The organism is Clavibacter michiganensis subsp. tessellarius (assembly GCF_021922985.1).
In the GTDB taxonomy this organism is placed as follows: domain Bacteria; phylum Actinomycetota; class Actinomycetes; order Actinomycetales; family Microbacteriaceae; genus Clavibacter; species Clavibacter tessellarius.
Window position 1 is genome coordinate 727,757 of the sequence record NZ_CP040788.1, and the last position, 16,250, is coordinate 744,006.

At 72.0% G+C, this 16,250-nt stretch carries 12 protein-coding genes and 2 tRNA genes; 7 read left to right on the forward strand and 7 right to left on the reverse strand.

The annotated features are described in order from the left end of the window. Positions 1 to 70: 70 nt before the first annotated feature. Positions 71 to 144 (reverse strand) — tRNA-Gly (locus FGG90_RS03335). Between the two features lie 191 nt (positions 145 to 335). Here FGG90_RS03335 and FGG90_RS03340 point away from each other — a divergent pair. From FGG90_RS03340 to FGG90_RS03355, 4 genes are all read left to right on the forward strand, one after another. Then, positions 336 to 411 (forward strand) — tRNA-Pro (locus tag FGG90_RS03340). Between the two features lie 65 nt (positions 412 to 476). Continuing rightward, positions 477 to 1,928 carry a trigger factor gene (gene tig / locus FGG90_RS03345; protein ID WP_094130496.1) on the forward strand — a complete coding sequence of 484 codons (1,452 nt, stop codon included), beginning with the start codon at positions 477 to 479 and terminating at the stop codon, positions 1,926 to 1,928. A 198-nt stretch (positions 1,929 to 2,126) separates the two neighbouring features. Then, positions 2,127 to 2,714: an ATP-dependent Clp protease proteolytic subunit gene (locus tag FGG90_RS03350; RefSeq protein WP_015490151.1), complete on the forward strand. Its 588-nt coding sequence runs from the start codon at positions 2,127 to 2,129 to the stop codon at positions 2,712 to 2,714. Positions 2,715 to 2,750: 36 nt separating this feature from the next. Then, positions 2,751 to 3,431 carry an ATP-dependent Clp protease proteolytic subunit gene (locus tag FGG90_RS03355; RefSeq protein ID WP_094130494.1) on the forward strand — a complete coding sequence of 227 codons (681 nt, stop codon included), beginning with the start codon at positions 2,751 to 2,753 and terminating at the stop codon, positions 3,429 to 3,431. A 78-nt stretch (positions 3,432 to 3,509) separates the two neighbouring features. Here FGG90_RS03355 and sfnG read toward each other — a convergent pair whose 3' ends face one another. Further along, positions 3,510 to 4,652: a dimethylsulfone monooxygenase SfnG gene (sfnG, locus tag FGG90_RS03360; RefSeq protein ID WP_094130492.1), complete on the reverse strand. Its 1,143-nt coding sequence runs from the start codon at positions 4,650 to 4,652 to the stop codon at positions 3,510 to 3,512. Positions 4,653 to 4,808: 156 nt separating this feature from the next. On the opposite strand from sfnG, the gene clpX reads away from it, so the two are divergent. Continuing rightward, a complete protein-coding gene (clpX, locus tag FGG90_RS03365) occupies positions 4,809 to 6,089 on the forward strand; it encodes an ATP-dependent Clp protease ATP-binding subunit ClpX (RefSeq protein ID WP_094130490.1) in 1,281 nt (426 codons plus the stop codon). Between the two features lie 114 nt (positions 6,090 to 6,203). On the opposite strand, the gene FGG90_RS03370 is transcribed toward clpX, so the two are convergent. Further along, positions 6,204 to 8,267 carry a M3 family metallopeptidase gene (locus FGG90_RS03370; RefSeq protein WP_094130488.1) on the reverse strand — a complete coding sequence of 688 codons (2,064 nt, stop codon included), beginning with the start codon at positions 8,265 to 8,267 and terminating at the stop codon, positions 6,204 to 6,206. A 39-nt stretch (positions 8,268 to 8,306) separates the two neighbouring features. Between FGG90_RS03370 and FGG90_RS03375 the strand changes: the two genes are divergently transcribed. Further along, complete coding sequence (locus FGG90_RS03375; RefSeq protein ID WP_094130486.1) at positions 8,307 to 9,110, forward strand: class I SAM-dependent methyltransferase; 804 nt, start codon at positions 8,307 to 8,309, stop codon at positions 9,108 to 9,110. 91 nt (positions 9,111 to 9,201) lie between these two features. On the opposite strand, the gene FGG90_RS03380 is transcribed toward FGG90_RS03375, so the two are convergent. The 4 genes from FGG90_RS03380 to FGG90_RS03395 form a co-directional block, all read right to left on the reverse strand. Further along, a complete protein-coding gene (locus tag FGG90_RS03380) occupies positions 9,202 to 9,465 on the reverse strand; it encodes a hypothetical protein (protein WP_094130484.1) in 264 nt (87 codons plus the stop codon). Next, positions 9,465 to 9,917, reverse strand: a complete 453-nt coding sequence (locus FGG90_RS03385) for a GNAT family N-acetyltransferase (RefSeq protein WP_094130482.1) — start codon at positions 9,915 to 9,917, stop codon at positions 9,465 to 9,467. Before FGG90_RS03385 ends, FGG90_RS03380 begins: the two co-directional genes overlap by 1 nt. Continuing rightward, the gene (gene valS / locus FGG90_RS03390; RefSeq protein WP_094130480.1) at positions 9,914 to 12,559 is read right to left on the reverse strand and encodes a valine--tRNA ligase; all 2,646 of its coding nucleotides are present in this window, start codon (positions 12,557 to 12,559) and stop codon (positions 9,914 to 9,916) included. The genes FGG90_RS03385 and valS overlap by 4 nt, the downstream gene beginning before the upstream one ends. Before the next feature lie 135 nt (positions 12,560 to 12,694). Next, complete coding sequence (locus FGG90_RS03395; protein ID WP_094130478.1) at positions 12,695 to 14,647, reverse strand: phosphoenolpyruvate carboxykinase (GTP); 1,953 nt, start codon at positions 14,645 to 14,647, stop codon at positions 12,695 to 12,697. 111 nt (positions 14,648 to 14,758) lie between these two features. Here FGG90_RS03395 and FGG90_RS03400 point away from each other — a divergent pair, with 111 nt between their 5' ends. Beyond that, positions 14,759 to 16,186 carry a helix-turn-helix domain-containing protein gene (locus FGG90_RS03400; RefSeq protein ID WP_094130476.1) on the forward strand — a complete coding sequence of 476 codons (1,428 nt, stop codon included), beginning with the start codon at positions 14,759 to 14,761 and terminating at the stop codon, positions 16,184 to 16,186. Positions 16,187 to 16,250 lie beyond the last annotated feature (64 nt).

Genomic DNA, 16,250 nt, shown 5'->3' on the forward strand with positions numbered 1-16,250 from the left:
CTCGCCCAGGCTGGGGAGGAGCGGCGGGTTCGGCCTGGAGGGCCTGCTCTGACTGGGGCCGGGGCCCCGATGGAGGGGATGACGGGAATCGAACCCGCGTGATCAGTTTGGAAGACTGAGGCTCTACCATTGAGCTACATCCCCGCGACGCCGGCGCCGCCGCCCCGAAGGGCCGCACGCCGGATGCGCGGGATCCAGCGTAGCGCAGCCCCCGGTCGGCGGTGACCAGCGCGCGGCACGAGTCGGATAGGCTGTGCCACGGTCGATCCGGCTTCCGCGCGCCTGCACGTCAGGGGAGCGGTCATCGCCTCGACCGCACGGGAATGCGTGGCAGCCGGGGCGTAGCGTAGTGGCTAGCGCGTCCGCTTTGGGAGCGGAAGACCGCAGGTTCGAGTCCTGTCGCCCCGACCACATCCCCGACGACGAAATGCCGTCTCAGCCGAGGCGTGTACCGCGATTACAGGAGAACTCCACACGTGAAGACCACGGTCGAAAAGCTGAGCCCCACGCGCGTCAAGCTCGCGATCTCTGCGACCCCCGAAGACCTGAAGCCGCACATCGACCACGCCTACGGCCACATCGCCGAGCAGGTCGCCATCCCCGGCTTCCGCAAGGGCAAGGTGCCGCCGCCCATCATCGACCAGCGCGTCGGTCGGGAGGCCGTGCTGGAGCACGCCGTCAACGACGGCATGGACGGCTTCTACCAGGCCGCCGTCAAGGAGACGGACATCCGTCCCCTCGGCCGCCCGGAGGCCGACGTCAAGGAGTGGCCCGGCAAGGACCTCACCGGCGACCTGCTCCTCGAGATCGAGGTCGACGTGCGTCCCGACTTCGAGCTCCCCGCGTACGAGGGCCTCGAGCTCACCGTGGACTCCGTCGAGGTCACCGACGACGAGGTCGGCACCGAGCTCGACAGCCTCCGCAGCCGCTTCGGCACGCTGATCACGGTCGACCGCCCCGCGAAGACGGGCGACTTCGTCCAGATCGACCTCACCGCCACCATCGCCGGCAACGCCGTCGACACCGCGAGCGGCATCTCCTACGAGCTCGGCTCCGGCGACCTCATCGACGGCATCGACGAGGCGCTCGAGTCCCTCACCGCCGGGGAGAGCACCACGTTCGAGTCGAAGCTGCTCGGCGGCGACAACGAGGGCGAGACGGCCGAGATCGCCGTCACCGTCCAGTCCGTCAAGGAGCGCGAGCTGCCCGAGGCCGACGACGACTTCGCCCAGATCGCCAGCGAGTTCGACACGATCGACGAGCTGCGCGCGGACCTCAAGGTCCAGGTCGGCAAGTCCAAGGTCTTCGGCCAGGTCACCCAGGCGCGCGACCAGATCGTCGACAAGCTCCTCGAGACCGTCGAGATCCCCGTCCCCGAGAAGCTCGTCGAGGACGAGGTGCACCGCCACCTCGAGAACGAGAACCGCCTCGAGGACGACGTGCACCGCGCCGAGGTCAAGGAGTCCAGCGAGAAGGCGTTCCGCCAGCAGCTGCTCCTCGACGTCATCGCCGAGAAGGAGGACCTGAAGGTCAGCCAGGACGAGCTGACCCAGTACCTCATCCAGGGCGCGCAGCAGTACAACATGGAGCCGAACGAGTTCGTCCAGGTGCTGCAGCAGAACAACCAGATCCCCGCCATGGTCGGCGAGGTCGCGCGCAACAAGGCCCTCGCGGTCGTGCTCGACAAGGCGAAGGTCGTGGACGCCGACGGCAAGGTCGTCGACGTCACCGAGTTCACGCAGCCCGTCGTGCGCGACGCCGACGCCGTGACCGAGGAGCCCGCGGACGCGGACGCCGAGGCCGTCGTCGCCGACGCCCCCGCGGAGGAGGCCTCGGCCCCCGCCGCGGAGGAGGCGCCCGTCGAGAAGCCGAAGAAGAAGGCGGCGCCGAAGAAGAAGGCCGCCGAGAAGGCCGCCGACTCCGAGTAGTCGCACCCGCCGACCGCTCGCGCGGCCGGCACCACGAGGGCCCGGGGAGCATCAGCTACCCGGGCCCTCGTGCGCGCGGCGGCTGCCGTCTGCGCCCGCGGCGGCTGCGCTCTCCGCCCGCGGCGAACACGGGCGTCGGCGCGGATCCGCTCCGATAGATTCATGACTCGAAGCGACGAATGAATGGGAGCTCGAACAATGGCCGAACCGACACTGGTACCCGGTGTTTTTGACCGACTGCTGAAGGACCGCATCATCTGGCTCGGATCCGAGGTCCGCGACGACAACGCGAACGAGATCTGCGCGAAGATCCTGCTCCTGGCGGCGGAGGACACCGAGAAGGACATCTTCCTCTACATCAACTCGCCCGGCGGTTCCGTCACGGCGGGGATGGCCATCTACGACACCATGCAGTTCGTCCCCAACGACATCGTCACCGTCGGGATCGGGATGGCCGCCTCCATGGGGCAGCTGCTCCTCACGAGCGGCACCAAGGGCAAGCGCTACATCACGCCCAACGCCCGCGTGCTCCTGCACCAGCCGAGCGGCGGCTTCGGCGGCACCTCGAGCGACATCCAGACGCAGGCCCAGCTCATCCTCGCGATGAAGCACCGGCTCGCCGAGATCACCGCGGGCCAGACGGGCAAGACCGTCGAGCAGATCAACGAGGACGGCGACCGCGACCGCTGGTTCACCGCCCAGGAGGCGCTCGAGTACGGATTCGTCGACCACATCCGCGAGTCGGCGACCGACGTCGTCGGCGGCGGCGGCACCGAGACCTCCTAGAGCCCGCGACTTTCGAGACAGGTAAGAGAAGAGAACATGGAACTCCCCACCTTCGGCGGCGCCCGCGGCGCCGGCTCCACCGCCACGAGCCCGTCGTCGCGGTACATCCTCCCCAGCTTCGAGGAGCGCACGGCCTACGGCTACAAGCGCCAGGACCCGTACGCGAAGCTCTTCGAGGACCGCATCATCTTCCTCGGCGTGCAGGTCGACGACGCGTCCGCGGACGACGTCATGGCCCAGCTGCTCGTGCTCGAGTCGATGGACCCCGACCGCGACATCGTGATGTACATCAACTCGCCCGGCGGCTCCTTCACGGCCATGACGGCGATCTACGACACGATGCAGTACGTGTCGCCGCAGATCCAGACGGTCTGCCTCGGCCAGGCGGCGTCCGCCGCCGCCGTGCTGCTCGCGGGCGGCGCGCCCGGCAAGCGCCTCGCGCTCCCCAACGCGCGGGTGCTCATCCACCAGCCCGCCACGGGCGAGTCCAGCGGCGGACAGGCCTCCGACATCGAGATCCAGGCCGCCGAGATCATGCGCATGCGCTCCTGGCTCGAGGACACGCTCGCCAAGCACACCAACCGCGAGCGCGACCAGATCAACCGCGACATCGAGCGCGACAAGATCCTGGGCGCGGACGAGGCGCTCGAGTACGGCCTCATCGACCAGGTGCTCACCTCGCGCAAGAACCTGACGGCGGCGATCCCCGCCCGCTAGGCCCGCACGGACGAGAGGGGCGGTCGGCATCAGCCGACCGCCCCTCTTCCGTCGCCCCGATGTCCCGGCCCGGATGCGTCAGGCCGCCGGCTCCGCGATCTCGCCGCGCTCGATGGCCTCCCGCTCGAGCTCCCGCACGATCGGCAGCACCTGCGCGCCGAACCGCTCGATGTCCTCGAGGTAGTGCAGGAAGCCGAGCAGCAGCAGGTCCACCCCGCGCTTGCGGTACTCCACCATGCGCCGCGCGATCTGCTCCGGGGTGCCGATGAGGCCCGTGCGGAAGCCGTCGTTGTACTGCACGAGGTCGCGGAAGGTGGAGTCGGACCACATGCCCTTGCCGTCCCCGGTGGAGGATCCCGCCTGCTTCACGGCCTGGCGGAAGCCCTCGACGGCGTCGGGGTTCGCCTTCGCGATGATCTCCTCGAGCACGTCCTTCGCCTCCTGCTCCGTGTCGCGGGCGATGACGAAGCCGTTGAGGCCGAACCGCACCCGCTCCGCGCGCCCGGCCGCGCGGGCGGAGGCGAGCACGTCGTCGCGCTGCTCCTCGAACCCGGCGAAGTCCTTGCCGTTGGAGAAGTACCAGTCGGTGACGCGGCCGCCCATCTCGCGCGCGTCCGTGCTGTTGCCGCCCATGAAGATCTCCGGGTGCGCCCTTCCCGGCACGGCGACGGGCGGCGGCTTGAGCGTGAAGTCGTGGATCCGGTAGAAGTCACCGAGGTGCGTGAAGTCCTTCTCGGTCCAGAGGCCCCGGAGCACGCGGATGAACTCCTCGGTGCGGCGGTACCGCTCCCCGTGCTCGAGCCACGGCTCCCCGAACCCGACGAACTCGTCCTTGAGCCAGCCGGACACGACGTTGACGGCGGCGCGGCCGTGCGACATGTGGTCGGCCGTGATGATCCACTTGGCCAGCACGCCCGGGTGCCACAGCCCGGGGTGCACGGCGGCGATCACCTTGAGGCGCTCGGTGGCGAGGAGGAGGCCGAGGGAGAACGACGTGGACTCGTGCTGCTGGTCGGCGCCGTAGGACGCGGCGTACCTCACCTGGCTCAGCGCGTAGTCGAAGCCGTTCCTCTCGGCGAGCTGGGCGACCCGGACGTTGAAGTCGAAGTCGAAGTGCGTGCGCTGCTCGATGTCGCTCGTCACGAGGCCGCCCGAGACGTTCGGGACCCAGTAGGCGAAGGACAGCGCGTCGGGGGATGCGGTGGCGGGGTTCTCGGTCATGCGGACATGGTGGGCGACCGACGCTGGGGTGCACCCGCGTGTTGCGTCGTGTGACGCGTCGATAGCACGCGACGGGCCGTCCTCCCAGGGGTCCGGGCGATGTCCCATGCACGGGTTAGGCTCGTGGCACACCGCACGACTTCCGGGGAGGCATTCATGGCACGCATCGGCGAGAGCGCGGATCTGCTCAAGTGCTCCTTCTGCGGGAAGAGCCAGAAGCAGGTCCAGCAGCTGATCGCGGGACCGGGCGTCTACATCTGCGACGAGTGCGTGGAGCTCTGCAATGAGATCATCGAGGAGCGCCTGGCCGAGGCCAGCGAGGAGACCACGGGCGAGTTCGACCTCCCCAAGCCCAAGGAGATCTTCGGCTTCCTCGACGAGTACGTCATCGGGCAGGAGGCCGCCAAGCGCGCCCTGTCCGTCGCGGTCTACAACCACTACAAGCGCGTGCGCGCGGTCGGCACCATCGGCCCGGCGGAGGCGGTGGGCGAGGAGATCGAGATCGCGAAGAGCAACATCCTGCTCATCGGCCCCACGGGCTGCGGCAAGACGTACCTCGCGCAGACGCTCGCCAAGCGGCTCAACGTGCCGTTCGCCGTGGCGGACGCCACCGCCCTCACCGAGGCGGGCTACGTGGGCGAGGACGTGGAGAACATCCTCCTCAAGCTCATCCAGGCCGCCGACTACGACGTGAAGCGCGCCGAGACCGGCATCATCTACATCGACGAGGTCGACAAGATCGCGCGCAAGGCCGAGAACCCGAGCATCACGCGCGACGTGTCGGGCGAGGGCGTGCAGCAGGCTCTGCTGAAGATCCTCGAGGGCACGGTCGCCTCGGTGCCGCCGCAGGGCGGACGGAAGCACCCGCACCAGGAGTTCATCCAGGTCGACACCACGAATGTCCTGTTCATCGTCGCCGGCGCCTTCGCCGGCCTCGAGGACATCATCAGCCAGCGCGCGGGCAAGAAGGGCATCGGCTTCGGCGCCCCGCTGCACCGCAAGGACGTGAACGCCGACGTGTTCGGCGAGGTGCTGCCGGAGGACCTCCACAAGTTCGGCCTCATCCCCGAGTTCATCGGCCGCCTGCCCGTCGTCACGACGGTCACGCAGCTCGACCAGCGCGCGCTGATGGAGATCCTCACGAAGCCGCGCAACGCGCTCGTGCGCCAGTACCAGCGCATGTTCGAGCTCGACGGCGTGGAGCTGGAGTTCGAGCAGGGCGCTCTGGAGTCCATCGCCGACCTCGCCGTGCTCCGGCAGACGGGCGCCCGCGGCCTCCGCGCCATCCTCGAGGAGGTGCTCGGGCCGATCATGTTCGACATCCCCTCGGACGACGAGGTGGGGCGCGTGGTCATCACGCGCGAGTCGGTCGTGCAGAACGCGGCGCCCACCATCGTGCCCCGGGCCTCGATGCTCCGGGCGGAGAAGTCCGCCTGAGTCGATCTGCCCGATCCGATCCGGTCCGCCGGACGCGCGCGTCGCACGGACGGCCCGCATGATGAGAGCGCCGCACCCCGAGGGGTGCGGCGCTCTCGTCGTGCGGAACGCGGATCAGTCGGCGAGGCCCCGGCGCTCGAGGAGCGGCTCGATCACGGCGTCGCGTCCGCGGAAGTCGCGGTAGGCCTCCAGCGGGTCCTTCGATCCGCCGACGCCGAGGAGGCGCGACCGGAAGCGGTCGCCGTTCTCGCGGGTGAGCCCGCCGTTCTCGTGGAACCACTCGACGGTGTCGGCGTCGAGCACCTCGCTCCAGATGTAGGAGTAGTAGCCGGCGTCGTAGCCGCCTGCGAACGTGTGCTGGAAGTAGCTCGACGCGTAGCGGGGGAGGACGGCGGGCACGTCGAGGCCGACCGCGGCGAGGGCCTCCGCCTGGAAGGCGTCCACGTCCTCGACCGCGTCGTCGACGCCGATCCGGTGCCAGGCCTGGTCGAGGAGCGCGGCGCCCAGGTACTCGCTCGTGAGGAAGCCCTCGTTGAAGGCGGAGGAGGCCTGCACCGCGGCGACCAGCTCCTCGGGCATGCGCTCGCCCGTCTCGTGGTGCACGGCGTAGGAGGCGAGGATCTCCGGCCACAGCATCCACATCTCGTTCACCTGGCTCGGGAACTCGACGAAGTCGCGGAACACGTTCGTGCCGGCGAAGCGCGGGTAGGTGACCCGCGCGAACAGCCCGTGCAGCGCGTGCCCGAACTCGTGGAACAGCGTGTTGGCCTCGTCGTAGCTGAGGAGGGTCGGCTGGCCGGCGGGCGGCTTCGGCACGTTGAGGTTGTTGAGCACCACCGTGGGGGTGTCGAGGAGCGCGCTCTGCGAGATGAGCGGGTTCATCCAGGCGCCGCCGCGCTTCGAGTCGCGCGTGTGGAGGTCGAGCACGTAGAGGCCGACGGGGGACCCGTCCTCGTCGCGCACCTCGAAGACGCGCGCGTCCGGGTGGTACGCGGGGATGTCGTCGCGCTCGGCGAAGGTCACGCCGTAGAGCGCGGTCGCCGCGCGGAAGACGCCGTCGCGCAGCACGCGCTCGGACTCGAGGTAGGGGCGCATCCGCGCGGTGTCGACGGAGTAGCGCTCGGTGCGCACCTTCTCGCTGTAGAAGGCCCAGTCCCAGGCGGCGAGCTCGAACGTGGGCTCGCCGCGCTCCTCCTGGGTGCGGTCGATCACGCGCTGCAGCTCGACGGCCTCGGCGCGGGCGTTGCGGGCGGCGGCCGGGGCGAGGCGTCCGAGCATGTCGGCGACGGCCTCGGGGGTGCGGGCCGTCTGGTCGGCCGTGACGGCCGCCGCGTGGCTCGAGAAGCCGAGGAGGGCCGCGCGCTCGGCGCGGAGGCGGGTGATCTCCCGCACGAGCGGGCGGTTGTCGTGGTCGTTCCCGCGGGATCCGCGGGCGAGGGACGCCTCCATGATGCGCTGGCGCAGCCCGCGGTCCGTCAGCTGGGCGAGGTACGGGTGGCCCGTGGGCAGCACCAGCGTGATGAGGTGCTTGCCGTCGAGGCCGCGGTCGGCGGCGGCCTGCGCGGCGGCGGCGATCGCGCCCTCGCCGAGGCCGTCGAGCTCGGCCGGGTCGTCCACGACGACGGCGAGGTCGTTGGTGTCCTCGAGGAGGTTCGACTCGAAGCGCGTGGTGAGCACCGACAGGCGGCGGTTGAGGTCGCGCAGGCGCCCCTTGGCGTCGTCGTCGAGGCCGGCGCCGGCGATCGTGAACTCGGCGAGGTACCGCTCGACGAGGTACACGGACTCGGCGCCGAGGCCCGAGTCGTGACGGGACGCGTGCACCGTGCGGATCCGGGCGTAGAGCGCGGAGTCGAGGCGGATCGCGTCCTCGTGGGCGGCGAGCTCGGGGGCGATCTCCGCCTCGAGCTCGCGCGTGAAGGGGGAGCTGTCGGACGAGGTGAGGGTGAAGAAGACGTGTCCGACGCGGTCGAGGATCCGTCCCGCGCGCTCGAGGGCGACGAGCGTGTTCTCGAAGGTCGGCGGCTCGGGGGAGTCCGCGATCGCGCGCACCTCCGCCAGGTGCTCGGCGATCCCGGCCTCGAAGGCGGGGCGGAAGTGGTCCTCCCGGATGTCGTCGAAGGGCGGCATGCCGTAGGGGAGGGTGCTCGGCTCGAGGAAGGGGTTCGGGGGCGTCGTCATGTAGCGAGCCTAGGCCGGGCGCCGACCTAGGCTCGGGGGGTGAACAGCGAGCGATACACCCACGGCCACCACGAGAGCGTCCTCCGCGTGCACAGCGCGCGCACCGTCCGGAACTCCGCCGCCTACCTCGAACCGCATCTGCGGGCCGGGCTCGACGTGCTGGACGTGGGCAGCGGCCCCGGGACGATCACGGTGGAGCTCGCCGACCTCGTGGCGCCGGGCCGCGTGGTCGGGATCGACATGTCGGAGGAGGTCGTCCGGCAGGCCGCCGGGCTCGCCGCCGAGCGGGGCACCGCGAACGTGGAGTTCGCGGTCGGGTCCGTGTACGAGCTGCCCTACGCGGACGCGTCGTTCGACGTCGTGCACGCGCACCAGGTGCTCCAGCACGTCGGCGACCCGGTGCGGGCGCTGGCGGAGATGCGCCGCGTCACGCGCCCCGGCGGGCTCGTGGCGGCCCGCGACGTCGTCTACTCGAAGGTCGCGCTCTTCCCGGAGTCGGACGGGCTGCGGCTCTGGGCCGACGTCTACCTGCCCGTGCACCGGGCGAACGGCGGCGAGCCCGACGCCGGATCCCGGCTGAAGGCGTGGGCGCGGGAGGCCGGGTTCACGGACGTGGCGTCCAGCGCATCCGTGTGGTGCTTCTCCTCCGACGACGAGCGCGCGTGGTGGGGCGGCGCCTGGGCCGACCGGGCCGTGGCGTCCTCCTTCGCCGGCCAGGCGCTCGAGGGCGGCTTCGCCTCCGACGACGACCTGCAGGCCATCCGCGCCGGCTGGCAGGACTGGGCGGCGGACGCCGACGGGTTCCTCGCGATGCCGCACGGCGAGGTGCTCGCGCGCCGCTGACCGGTCGCCCGTCCCCGGACGCGAGGGAGGCCCGCCGGACGCGTCGTCCGGCGGGCCTCTTCGCGCGTCGCGTCCGCGACGCGGCGACGCGTCAGTCGTCGAACGGGTCGTCGGTGCTCTCGCCGGGGATCGTGATGGTGGCGGCGTCCTCGATCGGGTCGTAGCGGATCACGGTGCCGTCGTCGAGCTCGACCACGGGCTTCCGCTCGAGCCACGTGAGCGTCCAGCGCCACCCGGACGTGTCGGCGTCGAGCGCCACCACGTCGGACTCGACCGTCTTCACGGCGAGGAGGACGACCTCGGGGAGCTCCGCCGGGGCGGTGCCGCCGACGGGCCAGCGGGTGCCGAGCTGCATCAGACGTCCTGCTCGTAGGTGACCCACGTGGTGCGGCGGGCGATGCGGTCGTAGAGGCGCTGGGCGTCGGCGTTGTCCTCCGCGGTGATCCACCGGAGCATGCTCGCGCCGTCGCGGCGCGCGGCCTCGCCGACCGCCGCGACGAGCTGCTCGCCCACGCCCTGGCGGCGCGAGATCTCGCGCACGTACAGGTCGTCGAGCAGCAGGCCGTCGGCGCCGCGCGCCAGGCGCGCGAAGCGGTGGAAGTGGGCGAGGCCGACGAGGGTGCCCTCGTGCGCGTCGTCGACGGCCACGAGCCCGGTGCTCGCGTGCTGGTCGTCGATGAGGTGGCTCCACGCGAGCACGGCGTTCTCGTCGGTCAGCTCGATGCCGTAGGACTCGGCGTAGCCGGTGAACAGGTCGAACCAGGGGAAGAAGTCGCCGTCGCGGACGGGGCGGATCGAGATGGTCATGCGTCGGTCTCCTCGTGCTGCTCGGCGTTCGCGAGCGTGATGCGGGTGACGGCGGGGCCGTCCCCCTCGGTGAAGGTCAGGTCGGTGATGCGGCCCACGGCGCGGAGGTCCTGCGCCACGAGCTCGAGCGAGCGGATGTCCTCCGGCGACGCGGAGACCACGGCCTCGGCGACCGGGGTCTTCTGCGAGGCCTTGGCGTCGGTCTTGGCGCGGCGGATGCCCACGAGCGCGCGGCCGGCGAGGGCGAGGAGCCGCGGATCGGCCGAGCCGCCGGTCGCCGGGGCGTCCGGGGTCGGCGCGATCGGCCAGGGCGCGGTGTGGATCGAGCCGTCGTGCGACCAGCTCCACGCCTCCTCGGCCGCGAACGGCACGAAGGGCGCGAACAGGCGCAGCAGCACGTCGAGCGCCTCGCGGAGGGCCGCGACGGCGGATCCCCGGTCGGCCGGGTCGGCGTCGGCCGAGTAGGCGCGGTCCTTGACCAGCTCGAGGTAGTCGTCGCAGAAGGTCCAGAAGAAGCTCTCCGTGACCTCGAGCGCGCGGGCGTGGTCGTACTCCTCGAGCGCCGTGGTGGCCGTCTCGACGACCTCGGCGAGGGCGGCGAGCATCCCCACGTCGATGGCGTGCGTGGCCCGGGCGCCCTCCGGCGCCTCGAAGGACAGGATGAACTTCGCCGCGTTGAGGACCTTGATCGCGAGCCGACGGCCGATCTTGATCTGCGTCGGGTTCTGCGGGTCCATGGCGGCGTCAACACCGAGGCGCGCGGACGCGGCCCAGTAGCGGACCGCGTCGGAGCCGAACTGCTCGAGCGTGGCCGCGGGGGTCACGACGTTGCCCTTGGACTTCGACATCTTCTTGCGGTCGGGGTCGAGGATCCAGCCGGAGATCGCGGCCGTCCTCCACGGCGCCTGGCCGTGCTCCAGCTCGGCGCGGAGGACCGTGGAGAAGAGCCACGTGCGGATGATGTCCTGGCCCTGCGGGCGCATCGAGAACGGGAAGACGAGGTCGAACAGCTCGGGGTCGCGCTCCCAGCCGCCCGCGAGCTGCGGGGTGAGGGACGAGGTGGCCCACGTGTCCATGACGTCGAGCTCGCCCTGGAAGCCGCCGGGCACGCCGCGCTGGTCCTCCGTGAAGCCGGGGGCGGGATCCGACGACGGGTCGACGGGCAGCTGCTCCTCCGTCGGCGTGATCGCCTTGTCGAACTCCGCGTTGCCGTCGGCGTCGAGCGGGTACCAGACGGGCAGCGGCACGCCGAAGAAGCGCTGGCGCGAGACGAGCCAGTCGCCGTTGAGGCCGCCGACCCAGTTCTCGTACCGCACGCGCATGAAGTCGGGCACGAACCCGATCTCCCGGCCGCGCGCGATGAGGCCCGCGCGGAGCTCCTCGTCGCGGCCGCCGTTGCGGAAGTACCACTGCCGGGTCGAGACGATCTCGAGGGGCTTGTCGCCCTTCTCGTAGAACTTCACGGGGTGGGTGATCTTGCGCGGCTCGCCGATCAGCTCGCCGGACTCCGTGAGGAGCTCGACCATCGCGGCCTTCGCGGAGAACACCGTCTTGCCGGCGAGGGCGGCGTAGGCCGCGCGGCCCGCCTCGGACGTGATCGCGGCGGGCGCCTCGGAGACGATGCGGCCGTCGAAGCCGACGATCGCGCGGTTCTCCAGCTGCAGCTCGCGCCACCAGACGACGTCGTTGAGGTCGCCGAAGGTGCAGACCATCGCGATGCCGGATCCCTTGTCGGGCTGCGCGAGGTGGTGCGCGAGCACGGGCACCTCGACGCCGAAGACGGGCGTCGTGACGGTGGTGCCGAACAGGCCCTGGTACCGCTCGTCGTCGGGGTGCGCGACGAGGGCCACGCATGCCGCGAGGAGCTCGGGGCGCGTGGTGTCGATGATCACGTCGTCGCCGCCCGGGCGGTGGAACGCGAGGCGGTGGTACGCGCTCGGCTGCTCGCGGTCCTCCAGCTCGGCCTGCGCGACGGCGGTGCGGAAGGTGACGTCCCACAGCGTCGGCGCGTCGGCCTGGTACGCCTCGCCGCGGGCGAGGTTGCGGAGGAACGCGCGCTGCGACGCGACCTGGGCCTCCTGGCCGATGGTGCGGTAGCTCTGGCGCCAGTCGACGCTGAGGCCCAGCGTGCGGAACAGGTCCTCGAACTGCTTCTCGTCCTCCTCGGTGAGGCGCTCGCACAGCTCGATGAAGTTGCGGCGGCTGATCGGCTGCTGGTCGCCGGGCTTCGAGGTGCCGCCGGTCTCGGCGGGCTGGAAGCCGGGGTCGTAGGGGAGCGTGGGGTCGCAGCGGACGCCGTAGAAGTTCTGGACCCGGCGCTCGGTGGGGAGGCCGTTGTCGTCCCAGCCGAGCGGGTAGAAGACGCTCTCGCCGCGCATGCGGCGGTACCGGGCGATGACGTCCGTGTGCGTGTAGCTGAAGACGTGGCCGATGTGGAGGGATCCGCTCGCCGTGGGCGGCGGGGTGTCGATGGAGAAGACGGTGCCCGCGGTGGCCTCGTCGCGGCGGAAGTCGTAGGTGCCGTCGGCCTGCCAGCGGCCGCCCCACTTGGCCTCGAGGCCCTCGAGGGCCGGCTTGTCGGGGACCCGGGCGACCTGTCCGATCGCCTCCTGCGCGGTGTCCGGACGTCGTTCGTCAGCCATGCGTGCTCCGGTTCCCTCGATGTGGACGGCACCGTGTCGATGGTGAGGTGCCTTCTGTGCGGGGATAAGGCTACCGGATGGGGGCGCGACGGCCGGATGCGGGGACCGTCACGGGCCCCGCATCCGGCGCGGGCATCAGGCGTCGTAGTCCTCCCGGGCGGCGCGGAACGCCCGGCGCATGGCGTCGACGCGGGCGGTCAGCTCGGGCGGCACCCGGCCGCCGAACCGCGCGAAGTGCGCGTCCACGGCGTCGAGCTCCTCGAGCCAGGAGGCGGGGTCCAGCGCCAGCAGCTCGTCGAGCGCGCCCTCGGCGAGGTCGAGCCCGGCGACGTCGAGGTCGTCCGCCAGGGGCAGGCCGCCGACCGGGCTCGGGCGGACGTCCACGCGGTCCTCGACGCGGCGCACGATCCACTCGAGCACGCGCGCGTTCTCGCCGAAGCCCGGCCAGAGGAAGGAGCCGTCGTCGCCCCTGCGGAACCAGTTGACCTGGAAGACCCGCGGGGCTCCGGCGCCCAGGCCCGCGCCGACCTCGAGCCAGTGCCGCCAGTGGTCGGCCATGTCGTAGCCGACGAAGGGCTGCATCGCGAAGGGGTCGTGGCGGAGCTCGCCGACCCGGCCCTCCGCGGCGGCGGTGCGCTCGGACGCCATGGTCGCGCCGACGAAGACGCCGTGCTCCCAGTCGTCCGCCTCCGCCACGAGCGGCACGTTGGTGGCGCGCCGGCCGCCGAACAGGATCGCGTCGACGACCACGCCGTCGGGGTCGTCCCAGCCGTCCGCGAGCGTCGGGCACTGCTCGATCCCCACGGTGAAGCGCGCGTTCGGGTGCGCGGCGGGCGTGCCGGAGGCGGGCGACCACGGCCGCCCCTGCCAGTCGACGAGGCCGGCCGGCGGCGTCGGGGTCATGCCCTCCCACCACACGTCGCCGTCGGGGCGGAGCGCGACGTTGGTGTAGATCGCGTTGCCCCAGATGGTGGACATGGCGACCGGGTTCGTCGCCTCGCCCGTGCCCGGCGCGACGCCGAAGAGGCCGCGCTCGGGGTTGACCGCGCGGAGCCGGCCCTGCGCGTCCGGGCGGAGCCACGCGATGTCGTCGCCGAGCGTCTCGACCGTCCAGCCCGGGATGGTGGGCGTGAGCATCGCGAGGTTGGTCTTGCCGCACGCCGACGGGAACGCCGCCGCGACGTGGAAGCGGCGGCCCTCGGGGCTCGTGATGCGGATCAGGAGCATGTGCTCCGCGAGCCAGCCCTCGTCGCGCGCCATGGCCGAGGCGATGCGGAGCGAGAAGCACTTCTTGCCGAGGAGGGCGTTGCCGCCGTAGCCCGAGCCGAACGAGATGATCTCGCGCTCCTCGGGGAAGTGGCAGATGCGCTTGTCGGGGTTGTGCGGCCACGGGACGTCGGGCGTGCGGCGTCCCGCGTCGTCCACGAGCGGGGCGCCGAGGCCGTGCAGCGCGCGGACCCACGCGGTGTCCGGGCCGATGAGGCGGAGCGCGTCGTCGCCCATCCGGGTCATGAGCGCCATGCTCGCGACGACGTAGGGGCTGTCGGTGATCTGGACGCCGAGCTGCGAGATGGCGCCGCCGAGCGGGCCCATCGAGAACGGGACGACGTAGAGGGTGCGGCCGCGCATGGATCCGGCGAACAGCTCCCGGAGCTCCGCGCGCGTCTCGTCGGGATCGCGCCAGTTGTTCGTCGGGCCGGCGTCCTCCTCGCGGGCGGAGCAGATGAAGGTGCGGTCCTCGACGCGCGCGACGTCGGCCGGGTCGCTGCGGGCGAGGAAGCTGTGCGGGCGCCACTCGGGGTTCAGCTTGATGAGGGTGCCGGCGTCGACCATCTGCCGGGTGAGGCGGTCGTACTCGGCGACGCTGCCCGTGCACCAGACCACCCGGTCGGGGTGGGTGAGCGCGGCGACCCCGGCGACCCAGGCGGCGATGCGGGGATCGCGGCACAGCGCGGGCGCCTCCGTGCCAGGCGGCAGGGGGGCGGCGGCGGGCGTCGCGGCGGGCGGTGCCGCGGCGTCGGCGGCGGCGGGATCGGCCGCGCGCGGTCCGGCGGCGGTGAGCGGGGGTGCGTCCTGGATGGTGGTCATGTCGGTCCGTCCTCGTCGATCGGTCTGTTGTTCCAGCCTGCGACCCGTCAGGATGGGGTTCGGGGATCCGTCGGCGTGAAGAAGCGCCGATGTTCACGGAGAGGTGAAGGCATGGACCAGCTCGTCATCGGCCGGCGCATCCGGCACGCGCGGAAGGGCGCCGGGCTCACGCTGCAGGCGCTGGGGGAGCGGGCGGGGATCCTGCCGAGCCAGCTGAGCATGATCGAGAACGGCCGGCGCGAGACGCGGCTGTCGACGCTCGGCCGGATCGCCGGGGCGCTCGGCGTGGACGTCACGCACCTGCTCGCCGCCGACGCGCCGGATGCGCGCTCGGCCCTCGAGATCGAGCTCGACCGCGCGCAGCGCTCCTCCCTCTACGGCTCGCTCGGGCTGCCCGCCGTGCCCGCCAGCCGCGCGCTGCCGCAGGAGACGCTCGAGGCGCTCGTGGGCCTGCACCGCGAGCTCGCCCGGCGCGCCCGCGAGTCCATCGCGACGCCCGAGGAGGCCCGGCGCGCGAACACCGAGCAGCGGCTCATGATGCGCGGGCGCGACAACCACATCCCCGAGATCGAGGAGCTGGCCGAGCGGATGCTCGCCGACGTCGGCCACCGCGCCGGCGCGCTCTCGCATCGCAGCGTGAGCCGGATGGCCGAGGGGCTCGGCTTCGAGCTGATCTACGTGGACGACCTGCCGCGCTCGACGCGCTCGGTCACCGACCTCGGGGAGGGCCGCATCTACCTGCCGCCCGCGTCGATCCCGGGCGGCCACGGCCTCCGCTCCATGGCGCTGCAGGCCATGGCGCACCGCGTCCTCGGGCACGAGGAGCCCGCGAGCTACGCCGACTTCCTGCGGCAGCGGCTGGAGATCAACTACTTCGCGGCCGCGTGCCTCATGCCGCTCACGCAGTCGGTCGCGTTCCTCGCCGACGCCAAGGCGCGGCGCGACCTCGCGGTCGAGGACTTCCGCGACGCGTTCGGCGTGACGCACGAGGCGGCGGCGCTCCGGCTCACGAACATCAGCACGACGCACCTCGACCTGCGCGTGCACTTCCTCCGGGTCGGCGGCGACGGCGCGGTCTACAAGGCCTACGAGAACGACGGGCTGCCGCTGCCGGTGGACGTGACGGGCGCGGTCGAGGGCCAGCCCGTGTGCCGGGAGTGGGCGGCGCGCGGCGCGTTCGACCGCACGAACCGCACGACCGAGTTCCACCAGTACACGGACACGCCCGCGGGCACGTTCTGGTGCTCGACGCAGACCGGATCCACGGCCGAGGGCGAGTACTCGATCTCGTTCGGCGTGCCGTTCGCGCACGCGAAGTGGTTCCGCGGGCGGGAGACGACCGCGCGGAGCGTGTCGCGGTGCCCGGACGAGTCGTGCTGCCGACGCGCCGACCCGGAGGACGCCGGCCGGTGGCGCGACCGCGCCTGGCCGAGCGCCCGGCTGCATGCGCACATCCTCGCGCCGCTGCCGCGCGGGGCGTTCCCGGGGGTCGACGACCGGGAGCTGTACGCGTTCCTCGATCGGCACGCCGGGGTGTGACGCGGGCGTCGCCGGGTGGTCGTTCTCCGAGGCCGGGCCGACCGCCGCGCGTCCGAACCCGACC